Source organism: Polaromonas sp. P4_H1 (genome assembly GCF_056400945.1).
Genome location: NZ_JBFUKG010000002.1, coordinates 486,558 through 498,924 on the forward strand (window position 1 = coordinate 486,558; position 12,367 = coordinate 498,924).

Sequence of the window (12,367 nt, forward strand, 5' to 3'; positions counted from 1 at the left end):
CATGGATGCGGACGTCATCGTCATTGGTGCCGGCATCGTCGGCGCGGCCTGCGCGCACGAGCTGGCGCGTGCCGGACTGGACGTGCTGGTGCTCGACGACCACCGGGGCGGCGCCACGGCGGCGGGCATGGGCCATCTGGTGATCATGGACGACAACCCCGCCGAACTCGCACTCAGCCGCCATTCGCTTGGCGTGTGGCGGCAGTGGGCCGACGCGATGGCCGCGGACTGTGCCTGGCACCCCTGCGGCACGCTGTGGCTGGCCGCGAACGACGAGGAAATGGCGGCGGCTCACGACAAGCAGGAGCGGCTGCGCGCACACGGCGTGGCCTGTGATCTCATTGATGCGCAAACACTGCAGGCCCTGGAGCCGGCTCTGCGCCCCGGCCTGTGTGGTGCCCTGCAGGTGCCAGGCGACAGCGTGGTCTATGCGCCCAACGCAGCGCGTTGGCTGCTGGCGCAATACCCGAAGCAGATCCGCATGCAACACGCCGAAGTGCTGGAAATTGAGGGCCCGCGCGTGCGGCTGGCCGGCAACAGCTGGCTTGACGCCAACGCCGTGCTGCTGGCCAACGGCATCCATGCCACACAACTGTGCCCCGAACTGCCGATCCGACCGAAGAAGGGCCATCTGCTGATTACCGACCGCTACCCGGGCCAGGTCCGTCACCAGCTGGTGGAACTGGGCTATGTCACCAGCGCACACCACAGCACTGGCCCCTCGGTGGCATTCAACCTGCAGCCGCGCCCGACCGGGCAACTGCTGATCGGCTCATCGCGCCAGTTCGATGACAGCACCCCCGAAGTGGATGCCGACATGCTGGCGCAGATGCTGGAGCGCGCGGTGAGCTATATGCCCGCCCTGGCCGATCTCAACGCCATCCGCTGCTGGACCGGCCTGCGCGCCGCCACCCCCGACAGCCTGCCGCTGCTGGGGCCGCATCCGCAGCGCCCCGGGCTCTGGCTGGCCGTGGGCCACGAAGGCCTGGGCGTGACGACGGCCCCGGCCAGCGCCCGCCTGCTGGCCGCACAGATCACCGGGAGCCGGGCCGAACTCGACCTAACGCCCTACCTGCCGCAGCGCTTTGGAATGGCCGCATGAGCAGCATGAGCCGCAGGGCCGCTCCCAAGGCTCATAGCACCGCAGCGCATCGCGCGAAGGTTACCCAATGAACAGCCTCAACAGCTCGATTGAATTCAGCCTTAACGGCCAGCCACAACGTGTGCCCGCGGGTGTCACCGTGGCCGCAGCGCTGTACATCGCGGGCGACGGCATCACGCGCATTTCCGTCAGCGGCGAGCGGCGCGCAGCGTTCTGCGGCATGGGCATCTGCCAGGAGTGCCGGGTGCTGATTAACGGCCAGCGCCGCCTGGCCTGCCAGACGTTGTGCGTTGAGGGCATGGCGGTACAGACCGCAGCCGCAGCTGAAGCCTTGACGGGAGCCTGAACCATGGCCACCACATCCCCGGAGCATTGCGATCTGTTGATCGTAGGCGCCGGCCCGGCGGGCATGGCTGCGGCGCTGGCTGCGGCCCCCACGGGCGCGGCCATCACGTTGATCGACGACAACCCAGCCCCCGGCGGCCAGATCTGGCGCGACGGCCCAGGCGCCCATCTGCCCCGGGCCGCCTTGCAGCGGCGTGAAGCCCTGGCCCGTCACCCCAATGTGCGGCTGCTGTCCGGCACCCGCATCGTGGCGGTGCCGCAGCCCAAGCAGTTGCTGCTGGAAGACGCCGATCGAGGCTGGCAGTTGGGTTACCACAAGCTGATTGTGTGCACTGGCGCGCGCGAACTGCTGCTGCCGTTTCCGGGCTGGACCTTGCCCGGCGTCACCGGTGCTGGCGGACTGCAGGCCCTGATCAAGGGTGGCCTACCGGTGCGTGGCGAGCGCATCGTGGTGGCGGGCAGCGGCCCGCTGTTGCTGGCAGTTGCGGCCGCGGCCCAGGCCGCCGGTGCGCAGGTGCTGCGGGTGGCCGAACAGGCGTCCATCAGCGCGGTGGCCGCTTTTGCCGCTTCGCTGGTGCGCTGGCCCGGCAAGGCCCTGCAGGCCTTGACGCTCCTGCATCCGGGCTACCGCCTGTCCAGCCACGTCGTGGCGGCTTCGGGCCAGGGCCGCGTGGAATCGGTGCGCCTTCAGCAAGGCTCTCGCACACTGGACATCACCTGCGACCGCCTGGCCTGCGGCTTCGGCCTGATTCCCAACACCCAGCTCGGCCAGGCCCTGGGCTGCAGCCTGAATGCGCAACATGCCATTGCGGTCGACCCCTGGCAGACCACCAGCCTGCCCGACCATTACGCCGCCGGTGAATGCACCGGCTTCGGCGGCAGCGAGCGCGCACTGGTGCAAGGAGCCATTGCCGGCCACGCGGCCATGGGGCAGCTGGATCTGGCCCGGCGGCTGTGGCCCCAGCGGCAGCGCTGGGAGGCCTTTGCTGCGGCTTTGCACAACCGCTTCGCGCTCCATCCAGGCTTGAAACAACTGGCCATGCCCGACACGCTGGTGTGCCGCTGTGAAGACGTGAGCCATGAGCAATTGTGCGGCTTCGATAGCTGGACCGCCGCGAAACTGCACAGCCGCTGCGGCATGGGCGCCTGCCAGGGCCGCGTCTGTGGCGGCGCCACGCAATTCCTGTTTGGCTGGCCACAGCCCGCACCACGCATGCCGATCTCGCCTGCGCGCATTGCCACGCTGACGCGTCACGCCTCCACGCAACCTCACTAACGCGCCAGAACTTCAACCATCCACATGAACAAAGACATCATTCTTGAAACCAGGGGACTGACCAAGGAGTTCCGCGGCTTCGTCGCCGTGCGCAACGTCAACCTGCGCGTCAGACGCGGAACCATTCATGCGCTGATCGGGCCGAACGGCGCCGGCAAGACGACCGTCTTTAACCTGCTGACCAAGTTCCACATCCCGACCGAAGGACACATCCTGTTCAACGACACGAACATCACGCAGGAAAAGCCGGCACAGACCGCGCGCCGCGGCATCGTGCGATCGTTCCAGATATCGGCTGTTTTTCCGCAGTTCACTGCGCTGGAAAACGTGAAAATCGCCTTGCAGCGCAAGCTGGGGGTTGACTACCGGTTCTGGCAGTCCAGCGCCTCGCTGCATAGACTCGATGCGCCCGCGATGGCCTTGCTGGAGCAGGTGGGGCTCGCATCCTTCGCCTCATTTCTGGCCGGCGACCTGCCCTATGGGCGCAAGCGCACGCTGGAGATCGCCACCACGCTGGCGCTCGACCCCGAGCTGCTGCTGCTTGACGAACCCACGCAAGGCATGGGGCATGAGGACGTGGACCGGGTGAAGGACCTGATCAGACAAGTGTCGGCACACCGCACCATCCTCATGGTCGAACACAACATGAAAGTCGTGGCCGACATCAGCGACACGATCACCGTGCTGCAACGCGGCGAAATCCTGGCCGAAGGACCGTATGCCGCTGTGTCGGTCGATCCTGCGGTGCGGGAAGCCTATATGGGGACCGAAGAAGATGTCTGATTCAAGTCAAACCATGCTGTCCATCCGCGACCTGCATGCGTGGTACGGGGAGTCGCATGTGCTGCAAGGCATCAACCTGGAAGTCCGCGCCGGTGAATGCGTGACACTGCTGGGCCGCAACGGCGCCGGACGCACCTCGACACTGCGCGCGATCCTGGGCCTGATTGACAAGCGCGCGGGCTCTATCCATGTGGCAGGCAAGGAAGTCATCGCCCTGCCGCCGCACCGCATCGCACGCCTCGGGATCGGCTACTGCCCGGAAGAGCGCGGCATCTACGCATCACTGACTGCCGAGGAGAACCTGACGCTGCTGCCCAAGGTCGGCGACAACGGCATGACGCTCGAACAGATCTACGCCATGTTTCCCAACCTCAAGGAACGCGCCCACAGCCCCGGGACACGCCTGTCGGGCGGCGAGCAGCAGATGCTCGCCATGGCCCGCATTCTGCGCACCGGCGCCAAGCTCTTGCTGCTGGACGAAATCACCGAAGGGCTCGCACCCGTGATCGTGCAAAAGCTCGGCCAGGTCATCCGCGACCTCAAGGCGCAAGGTTTCACGGTGGTGCTGGTCGAGCAGAACTTTCGCTTCGCCAAACACCTGGCCGACCGCCACTACGTGATCGAACACGGCCGGGTTGTCGAGATGATCGAGCGCAGCGAAGTCGATGCCAAGCAGGACCGTCTCAATGAGTTGCTGGGCATTTGACCTGGCCCATTTCTCCCATTTCCTTCCCAGTTCCCTCCCCCACCCCTCTCCTTTCAATCCTCAATGGAGTTCCTCATGAATCTCAACAAACTCACCACCTGCCTCGTCGCCTGCATGGGCTTCGCGGCACACGCCCAGGTCAGCGACGACGTGGTCAAGATCGGCGTGCTCAACGATCTGTCGGGCGTCTACTCCGACCTCTCGGGCCAGGGCTCGGTCGTTGCCGCTCGTCTGGCCATCGAGGAAATGGGCGGCAAGGTGCTCGGCAAGCCCGTCGAACTCGTCTTCGCCGACCACCAGAACAAGCCGGACGTGGCAGCCAACCTTGCGCGCGGCTGGTTCGACCAGGGCAAGGTGGACATGGTGACCGATTTCCCGACCTCTTCGACCGCGCTGGCGGTCATGGAAATTGCCAAGCAGAAAAATCGTGTGAGCATGCCCTCCTCGGGGCTCGCCACGGCGATTCTGGGTGAGAAATGCTCGCCACTCAACGCACAGTGGACCACCAACACCTATGCGCTTGCGGCAGGCACGGCGCGCGCGCTGGTCAAGGAAGGCAAGAAGTCGTGGTACTTCATCACCGCCGACTACACCTTCGGGCACTCGCTGGAGAAGGACGCCACCGAGGTCATCAAAGCCAGTGGTGGCAGCGTCGTCGGCAGCTCGCGCCATCCCTTCCCGGGCAATGATTTCTCCTCCTTCCTGCTCAAGGCGCAGGCATCCAAGGCAGATGTGATTGCATTGGCCAATGCCGGCAACGACACGATCAACGCCATCAAACAGGCCAACGAATACGGCATCACGCGCAAGCAGGTCGTGGCGCCGCTGCTGACCTACATTTCAGATGTGCACAGCATCGGCCTGGACAAGGCCCAGGGCATGTACCTGAGCGAAGCCTTTTACTGGGACCTGGACGACAAATCGCGCGCCTGGTCGCGCAAGTTCTTCGACAAACACAAGCGCATGCCGACGGCCGCCCAGGCTGGCGTCTACTCGGCCACACTCAACTACCTGAAGGCCGTACAGGCCGCCGGCACCGACGAAGCCAAGGCGGTGATGACGCAACTGCGCAAAATGACGATCAACGACGCCGTGATTCGCAACGGCAAACTGCGTGAAGACGGCGCGCTGGTGCACGACATGCTGCTGCTGCAGGTGAAGAGTCCGGCCGAATCCAAGGCACCCTGGGACTACTACAAGGTCAAGGCGGTGCTCAAAGGCGCTGATGTATTTCCGCCCGTCAATCCGGCCTGCGCTATCAGCCACTAACCAAGCACTACCAGGCACTGCGTGCAGCCGCCCCTCCAACAAGAGTGCGGCTGCCGCGCCTCCAGCTCTAACGCACACACCATGTTTGATATTTCCTCACAAGCCCTTCTGGCCCAATTGCTGGTCGGGCTCATCAACGGCTGCTTTTACGCACTGCTCAGCATGGGGCTGGCCATCATCTTCGGCCTGCTCAACATCATCAACTTCGCGCATGGCGCGCAGTTCATGGTGGCTGCGTTCCTGGCGTGGATGGGGTTCTCGCAACTGCCCCTGTTGCTCGGTCCGGAATTCAGGATCAACTTCTGGGCGGCGCTGATCCTGGCGCCGCTGATCGTCGGGGCGCTGGGCGTGCTGCTGGAAAAGACGCTGCTCAAACGCCTGTATCACCTTGACCATCTTTACGGGCTGCTGCTGACCTTTGGCGTGGCGCTGGTGCTCGAAGGTGCGCTGCGCCATTTCTACGGCATCTCGGGCGCCAGCTATGACCCGCCGGACCTGCTCAAGGGGGGCGTGGATCTCGGTTTCATGTATCTGCCGGTCTACCGCGGCTTCGTGGTCGTGGCTTCACTCGTGATCTGCGCGGTGACCTGGTACCTGTTCGAGAAAACCAAGCTCGGCGCGCTGCTGCGCGCCGGCACCGAAAACCCCAAGCTACTGCAGGCGTTTGGCGTGAACATTCCCCTGATGATCACGCTGACCTACGGATTCGGCGTGGCGCTGGCGGGCATTGCAGGGGTGATGGCTGCGCCCATCATGCAGGTGAATCCGCTGATGGGCGCCAACCTCCTCAACATCGTGTTCGCGGTGGTGGTCATCGGCGGGCTGGGCTCGATCTTCGGTGCGATCTTCACCGGGCTCGGCCTGGGCCTGCTGGAAGGACTGACCAAGGTGTTCTACCCGGAAGCCGCCACCGTGGTGGTGTTCGTCATCATGGCGCTGGTGTTGCTCAGCCGGCCCGCCGGCCTTTTCGGCAAGGAGAACTGAATGAACCCATCGACTCCATCCACACTCTTCGCCTCACGCCTCCGGACGATTCCCACCTCCATCCGCTTCCTGCTCGTGTTGCTGGTACCGGCCTTGCTGGTGCCGGCCTTCCCGGAGATCGCCTACCCGGTCTTCATCATGAAAGTGCTGTGCTATGCGCTGTTCGCACTGGCCTTCAACCTGCTGATCGGTTTCACCGGCCTGGTGTCGTTCGGTCATGCCGCCTTTTTCGGCTGGGCGGGCTACACCACCGGCATCCTCATGATCCGATTTGCGGACAAAGGCTTTCCGGTCGAACTCGCAATCCTTGCAGGTGTGGTGGTCGCCACCGGCATCGGCTGGGTGATTGGCAAGCTGGCCATCCGGCGCACCGGCATCTATTTCTCGATGATCACGCTCGCGCTCTCGCAAGTGGCCTACTTTCTCGCCGTGCAAATTCCCTGGACCGGCGGCGAAGACGGCATGCAGGGCATCCCGCGCGGCAAGCTGCTCGGGCTCGTCGATCTGTCCGCCGACAACCACATGTACTACTTCACGCTCGGCGTATTCGTGCTGGCATTCCTGCTGATTCACCGCATCGTGCATTCCCCGTTCGGCCAGGTGCTGAAGGCCTTGCGCGACAACGCGCCGCGCGCCATCTCGCTAGGCTACGACACCGACCGCTGCAAGCTCTACGCCTTCATGCTGTCGGCCGCGCTCGCCGGTCTGGCGGGTTCGCTCAAGGCCCTGGTACTCCAGCTCTCGGCGCTCAACGATGTCATGCTCTCGACTTCGACCGAAGTACTGCTGATGACGCTGCTCGGCGGCCTTGCCACGGGTTGGGGGCCGGTGGTCGGCGCCACGCTGGTCGTCAGCCTGCAAAACCACCTGGCCCAGCTCGGTGGTGTCGTTACAATTATCATAGGCCTGACCTTCATCGTATGCGTCTCGTTCTTCCGAAGAGGCTTGGTCGGTGAGTGGCAAGCTCTGCTGCAGCGCCGCCAATTCAAACGCAAACGCCACCATGTCATAGCCCTCGATGCCTAGACTCCTTTCTCCGCCAAAGCGTCGCGCCGCTGATCTCGCCTACGATGCGATCGAGGCGCTGATCTCCACGCTCCGGCTCGAGCCGGGCAGCCCGGTGGTCGAAGCGGAACTGGTAGAGCTGACCCAACTCGGCCGCACGCCAGTGCGCGAGGCGCTGCTGCGCATGGTGTCGATCGGACTCATCGACCAGCAGCCGCGACGTGGACTGCTGGTCTCTCACATCGATCTGGCGGACCATCTGGATGTGATCCAGACGCGACGCGCGCTCGAACGCCTCATCGCCGCGTGTTCTGCGCGCCGCGCAACGGCCCCGCAGCGCCTGGCGATCGTGCGCTGCGCCGAAAAAATGGTGAAGGCGGCGGCACGCGGCCACCTCGAAGACTACATGCGGGCCGACCATGAACTCGACGAGGTCAATCACCATGCCAGCCAGAATCATTCGGCGGTCAAATGCGTGGTGCCGCTAGTCGTGCAATGCCGGCGATTCTGGTATGCCTACCAGCACGAAGGGGAAATTACCGAAGGCGCCCGCTATCACATGGAACTGGCCCAGGGTATCGCCACGGGCGACGAGACAGCGGCCATGCGCGGCGCCGACCAACTGATGGACTACCTTGAACGGTTTGCCCGGCGCGTGATTGACAACTGAAAACCACAGTTGCGGCAGTTCCGGGGTGACGCCTTATTCGAAAACCGGTGAAACTACTGGCATGGTGGACGACCACCTGGCTGGCCGCGCTTTGGCTCGGCCCCAGCAGTTACTGGGCAGCTTGCCGGCCCAGATCAATTCGTCGGGACAAAAACCGCCATAAACGCTCGTCGTCGCTGAAAGCCACGTTAAAGCGAAGCCAGCCCGTGGGATGGGGTTCAAGCAAAAACAGTTGCCCCGGCCCGAGCATGATGCCCTCGGTCGTCGCGTCCTGGGAAAGCACGGCGCTATCGGGGAGATCAGGGTGCCGGGCCCACAGGTACATGCCGGCCCCCGGCTCATGAAAGAGCTCAAACCCAAGACCGGTCAGGCTTTTCTCTGTCTTTCGGTGTGCCTGGGCCAGGCGCTCGCGAAGCGACTTGAGGTGCTTGCGCCAGCGGCCATCGGTGACCACCCCAAAAGTGAGCCGCTCGGCGATGTCCGAGGATGTGAGCCCCGAAATCATCTTGAGCTGGGCCAGGTCCTCGATCAGGTCGCCTCGCGCAAGCAGGTAGCCCACACGCAAATTGGGCGAAATGGTTTTGGAATAGCTGCCGATGTAGACCACGCGCCGCAGCTGGTCCAGGCTGGCCAGCGTGGACCGCGACACCGGGTCCATGTCGGCGTAAATATCGTTCTCCACCAGCGTGAACCCGTGCGTCTCGGCCAGCTGCAGCAAGCGGTGCAGATGGGCCGCCGAGGCAATCGAGCAGGTCGGGCTTTGCAGACGGGGCTGTGTAAAGAAAGCCTTGGGCTTGTGCACGGCCAGCAGCGCCTCCAGTGCAGCCAGGTCGTACCCGGTGGGGGTACGCGGCACACCGACAAGGTTGGCGCCCAGAAAACGCAGCATGAACATCAGGTTGGGATAACCGGGGCTGTCCACCAGCACGGTGTCACCCGGCTTGATCAATTGCCGGGCCACCAGGTCCAGTGCCTGGCTGGACCCTTGCGTCAGCAGCACCTGGTCCACCTCGACCGATATCTGGTTTTCGGCCAGCGCCTCCGCAATGACCATGCGCAGAGCCATATGCCCACAGGGCAGGCCGTAACCCTCGAGGGAGGAGCCGTCTGCCGACAGGTGCCGCATGCTACGGCGAAGCGCGTCCCCGAACAGGAAATCATGCGGCAACCAGCCGCAACCAGGCTTCATCGGCAGGTTGCGGTTCTCGAAAATCTGCTTGAGGTACCAGCGCGCGTCAAATTTCGGCTGCGGGGGCTGCGCATATGGCGCACCGGATGCACCATCATCGCCCCTGCGTTTGACGAAAAACCCGGCATTGGCCCGGGAAACCAACCAGCCCTGGGCCACAAGGCGGTCGTAAGCCTCCACCACCGTGAAGACACTGACGCCATGCATCGCGGCAAAACCGCGGATGGAAGGCAGCTTGACGCCCGGTTTCAGCGCCTGCCCGGCAATCATGCCCCGCAGGCCGTCAACGATCTGGCTCACCAGTGGGGTCTGTAGTTCCGGGCGAAGTGTGAGCATCAAAAAATCAAAAAAGGCAGATTGTGCATCGCGAACCTCATGCACCGGGTTGGGGAATCCATGTACAGGATTCTAGACCCGCACAGTGTGTTGAAAACAGCGCGGCGGTGTACATGGACGGGCCTGCCCTCGACTTCTAAAGTCCACCCATCTCCTTCCTACAACCTGAAATCACCTGAACATGCAGCCAACCCAGACCCCCAGCAATGCCGCCCTGATGGCGCGCCGCCTAGCCGCCGTGACCCGTGGCGTAGGCCAGGCACACGAGATTTTTGTCAGCCGGGCGAAAAATGCCGAACTGTGGGACGTCGAAGGCCGCCGCTACATCGACTTCGCCGGCGGCATCGCCGTACTCAACACCGGCCACCGGCATGCCGAAGTCATTGCCGCGGTCAAGGCCCAGCTCGACCTCTACACGCACACCTGCTTTCAGGTGGTCGCCTATGAGCCCTACGTTGAACTGGCGGAAAAGCTCAATGCCCTGGCGCCCGGCAATTTCGCCAAAAAGACCCTGCTGCTGACCACCGGCGCCGAGGCGGTCGAGAACGCGGTCAAGGTGGCGCGGGCCTACACCAAGCGCCCCGGAATCATCGCCTTCACGGGTGGCTACCACGGCCGGACCAACATGACGCTGGGCATGACCGGCAAGGTCGCGCCCTATAAGCTGGGGTTCGGCCCCTTCCCCGGCGAAGTGTTTCATGCGGAATACCCCAACGCGCTGCACGGCGTGAGCATCGACCAAGCGCTGCATTCGGTCGAGCAGATCCTCAAAAACGACGTCGAACCCGAGCGCGTGGCGGCCTTCATCATTGAACCGGTGCAGGGCGAAGGAGGCTTTTACATTGCCCCGCCCGAATTCATCAGCCGCCTGAAGGCGCTGGCCGACCGGCACGGCATCCTGCTGATCGCCGACGAGGTCCAGACCGGCGCAGGCCGCACAGGCACCTGGTTTGCCAGCGAACAGTGGCCCGTGGCGCCCGACCTGATTGCCATCGCCAAATCCATGGCGGGTGGTTTCCCCCTATCAGGCCTGGTCGGCCGCGCCGAGGTCATGGATGCACCCGGCCCCGGCGGGCTGGGCGGCACCTACGCAGGCAGCCCCATTGGCTGCGCGGCAGCCTTGGCCGTGCTCAAGGTTTTCAAGGATGAAAAACTCCTGGAGCGCAGCAAGACCCTTGGTGCCCATCTGGTCAGAGGTCTGCTCGCCATCGCGGAGAAAGAAGCGGCCATTGGCGACGTGCGCGGCCTGGGCGCCATGGTGGCCATAGAGCTCTTCGAAAACGGGGACCCCACCCGTCCCGACGCGGCACTGACCAAACGCGTGGTGACCGAGGCAGCGCGGCGCGGGCTGATCCTGTTGTCGTGCGGCATCTACGGCAATGTGATCCGGATTCTGGTTCCCCTCACCGCAACCGACGCCTTGCTGGACGAGGGCCTGGACATTCTGGCGGACAGCTTTTCCGCATTGCGCTCATGTGCATGACCGGCGTGCATGGCCAGCCCGGGAACGACGATGACTAAAAACGATTTCCTCGTACGCTTTTCAAGCGTGCAAAAAACCTATGACGGCGAGCAGCTTGTTGTGCAGCAGCTCGATCTCGACATTCATCGCGGGGAATTCCTGAGCCTGCTTGGGCCATCCGGCTCCGGAAAAACCACTACGCTGATGATGCTGGCCGGTTTTGAATCCCCGACGGCGGGCGAGATTTTCCTGAACGGCTCGCAGATCACGGGCACGCCACCCCACAAACGCAATTTCGGCATGGTGTTCCAGAACTATGCGCTGTTCCCGCATCTCACGGTGGGGCAGAACGTGGCCTACCCGCTCACGGTGCGCAAGGTATCCCGGGCCGATCAGGATCGTCGTGTGCAGCGCGCCCTGGACATGGTTCGCCTCGCCGGGATGTCAGACCGGCTGCCCGGACAGCTTTCCGGCGGCCAGCAGCAGCGGGTCGCACTGGCACGGGCACTGGTATTTGAACCCCAGCTGGTGCTGATGGATGAGCCGCTGGGTGCGCTGGACAAGCAGTTGCGCGAGCACATGCAGATTGAGCTGAAGGAACTGCACCGGCAGCTGGGCGTGACTTTTGTCTATGTCACCCACGACCAGGGCGAGGCCCTGACGATGAGCGACCGGGTGGCCGTCTTCAACGACGGCGCGATCCAGCAACTGGCCCCCGTGGAAGAACTGTATGAAGCACCCTCAAACCGTTTCGTCGCCGGTTTCGTGGGCGACAGCACCCTGCTCAAAGGAAAACTTTTTGGCGGGCAGCCCGGCCGCGAGAGCCGGGCCGGCATTGAATTGCCGGATGGCCGCGTGCTCCACGGCATCAACGTCAATCACCCGAACGCCGGTGCGCAGGTAGAAGCTTACATCCGGCCGGAGCGCATTGTGCTGCACCGCCAGACGCCCGCCTCATCTGCCGATGTGCTGCCTGCACGCGTGGCACGCGTGATTTACTTTGGCGATCACCTGCGCCTGCTGTGCGAAGTCGGCCCCGGCCAGGCAGAAGCCACGGTCAAGCTGCCCCTGACCCTCCTGAACGGTTTGGCGCCACCGCAGTCCGGCGATGCCGTTCATCTCGAATTTCCGGCTGCGTTTACGCGGATCTATGCGGTGTAACCGCTTTCTCCCTTCACGGGTTTTCGACCTTCACGTTCTCGCTCACCTTCACTTTCACTTTTCATCAACCACCGAGGAA

The 12,367-nt window shown here is 63.8% G+C and carries 12 protein-coding genes; 11 read left to right on the forward strand and 1 reads right to left on the reverse strand.

The annotated features are described in order from the left end of the window. The first annotated feature begins 1 nt into the window (after position 1). The 9 genes from AC1DS5_RS05115 to AC1DS5_RS05155 all read left to right on the forward strand — a co-directional run bounded on the left by AC1DS5_RS05115 (position 2) and on the right by AC1DS5_RS05155 (position 8,140). Positions 2-1,102 (forward strand): NAD(P)/FAD-dependent oxidoreductase, encoded by a 1,101-nt coding sequence (locus AC1DS5_RS05115; RefSeq protein WP_477717165.1) that lies wholly within the window; start codon positions 2-4, stop codon positions 1,100-1,102. A gap of 67 nt (positions 1,103-1,169) precedes the next feature. Further along, positions 1,170-1,448, forward strand: a complete 279-nt coding sequence (locus AC1DS5_RS05120) for a (2Fe-2S)-binding protein (protein ID WP_477717166.1) — start codon at positions 1,170-1,172, stop codon at positions 1,446-1,448. Between the two features lie 3 nt (positions 1,449-1,451). Then, the gene (locus tag AC1DS5_RS05125; RefSeq protein WP_477717167.1) at positions 1,452-2,723 is read left to right on the forward strand and encodes an FAD-dependent oxidoreductase; all 1,272 of its coding nucleotides are present in this window, start codon (positions 1,452-1,454) and stop codon (positions 2,721-2,723) included. A 24-nt stretch (positions 2,724-2,747) separates the two neighbouring features. Next, a complete protein-coding gene (locus AC1DS5_RS05130; protein WP_477717168.1) occupies positions 2,748-3,506 on the forward strand; it encodes an ABC transporter ATP-binding protein in 759 nt (252 codons plus the stop codon). Further along, positions 3,499-4,212 (forward strand): ABC transporter ATP-binding protein, encoded by a 714-nt coding sequence (locus tag AC1DS5_RS05135; RefSeq protein WP_477717169.1) that lies wholly within the window; start codon positions 3,499-3,501, stop codon positions 4,210-4,212. The genes AC1DS5_RS05130 and AC1DS5_RS05135 overlap by 8 nt, the downstream gene beginning before the upstream one ends. 75 nt (positions 4,213-4,287) lie before the next feature. Further along, positions 4,288-5,481 carry an ABC transporter substrate-binding protein gene (locus AC1DS5_RS05140; RefSeq protein ID WP_477717170.1) on the forward strand — a complete coding sequence of 398 codons (1,194 nt, stop codon included), beginning with the start codon at positions 4,288-4,290 and terminating at the stop codon, positions 5,479-5,481. Positions 5,482-5,562: 81 nt separating this feature from the next. Continuing rightward, the gene (locus tag AC1DS5_RS05145) at positions 5,563-6,465 is read left to right on the forward strand and encodes a branched-chain amino acid ABC transporter permease (RefSeq protein WP_477717171.1); all 903 of its coding nucleotides are present in this window, start codon (positions 5,563-5,565) and stop codon (positions 6,463-6,465) included. After that, positions 6,466-7,491, forward strand: coding sequence for a branched-chain amino acid ABC transporter permease (locus AC1DS5_RS05150; protein WP_477717172.1), 1,026 nt, complete (start codon positions 6,466-6,468; stop codon positions 7,489-7,491). Beyond that, positions 7,484-8,140 carry a GntR family transcriptional regulator gene (locus AC1DS5_RS05155; protein ID WP_477717173.1) on the forward strand — a complete coding sequence of 219 codons (657 nt, stop codon included), beginning with the start codon at positions 7,484-7,486 and terminating at the stop codon, positions 8,138-8,140. Before AC1DS5_RS05150 ends, AC1DS5_RS05155 begins: the two co-directional genes overlap by 8 nt. A 109-nt stretch (positions 8,141-8,249) precedes the next feature. Here the strand turns inward: AC1DS5_RS05155 and AC1DS5_RS05160 are convergent, their stop codons facing one another. Then, entirely contained in the window at positions 8,250-9,665 is a 1,416-nt protein-coding gene (locus tag AC1DS5_RS05160) for an aminotransferase-like domain-containing protein (RefSeq protein ID WP_477717174.1), read from the reverse strand. Between the two features lie 181 nt (positions 9,666-9,846). Here AC1DS5_RS05160 and gabT point away from each other — a divergent pair, with 181 nt between their 5' ends. Both gabT and AC1DS5_RS05170 read left to right on the forward strand, forming a co-directional pair. Next, positions 9,847-11,148: a 4-aminobutyrate--2-oxoglutarate transaminase gene (gene gabT / locus AC1DS5_RS05165; RefSeq protein WP_477717175.1), complete on the forward strand. Its 1,302-nt coding sequence runs from the start codon at positions 9,847-9,849 to the stop codon at positions 11,146-11,148. Between the two features lie 30 nt (positions 11,149-11,178). Further along, complete coding sequence (locus AC1DS5_RS05170; RefSeq protein WP_477717176.1) at positions 11,179-12,288, forward strand: ABC transporter ATP-binding protein; 1,110 nt, start codon at positions 11,179-11,181, stop codon at positions 12,286-12,288. Positions 12,289-12,367 lie beyond the last annotated feature (79 nt).

Excerpts from the sequence above, each read along its gene's own strand:
- AC1DS5_RS05120 (WP_477717166.1), top strand. The coding sequence starts at position 1,170 with ATGAACAGCCTCAACAGCTCGATTGAATTCAGCCTTAACGGCCAGCCA.
- AC1DS5_RS05125 (WP_477717167.1), top strand. The coding sequence starts at position 1,452 with ATGGCCACCACATCCCCGGAGCATTGCGATCTGTTGATCGTAGGCGCC.
- AC1DS5_RS05170 (WP_477717176.1), top strand. The coding sequence starts at position 11,179 with ATGACTAAAAACGATTTCCTCGTACGCTTTTCAAGCGTGCAAAAAACC.
- gabT (WP_477717175.1), top strand. The coding sequence starts at position 9,847 with ATGCAGCCAACCCAGACCCCCAGCAATGCCGCCCTGATGGCGCGCCGC.
- AC1DS5_RS05130 (WP_477717168.1), top strand. The coding sequence starts at position 2,748 with ATGAACAAAGACATCATTCTTGAAACCAGGGGACTGACCAAGGAGTTC.
- AC1DS5_RS05145 (WP_477717171.1), top strand. The coding sequence starts at position 5,563 with ATGTTTGATATTTCCTCACAAGCCCTTCTGGCCCAATTGCTGGTCGGG.
- AC1DS5_RS05155 (WP_477717173.1), top strand. The coding sequence starts at position 7,484 with ATGCCTAGACTCCTTTCTCCGCCAAAGCGTCGCGCCGCTGATCTCGCC.
- AC1DS5_RS05140 (WP_477717170.1), top strand. The coding sequence starts at position 4,288 with ATGAATCTCAACAAACTCACCACCTGCCTCGTCGCCTGCATGGGCTTC.
- AC1DS5_RS05135 (WP_477717169.1), top strand. The coding sequence starts at position 3,499 with ATGTCTGATTCAAGTCAAACCATGCTGTCCATCCGCGACCTGCATGCG.
- AC1DS5_RS05160 (WP_477717174.1), bottom strand. The coding sequence starts at position 9,665 with ATGCTCACACTTCGCCCGGAACTACAGACCCCACTGGTGAGCCAGATC.
- AC1DS5_RS05150 (WP_477717172.1), top strand. The coding sequence starts at position 6,466 with ATGAACCCATCGACTCCATCCACACTCTTCGCCTCACGCCTCCGGACG.
- AC1DS5_RS05115 (WP_477717165.1), top strand. The coding sequence starts at position 2 with ATGGATGCGGACGTCATCGTCATTGGTGCCGGCATCGTCGGCGCGGCC.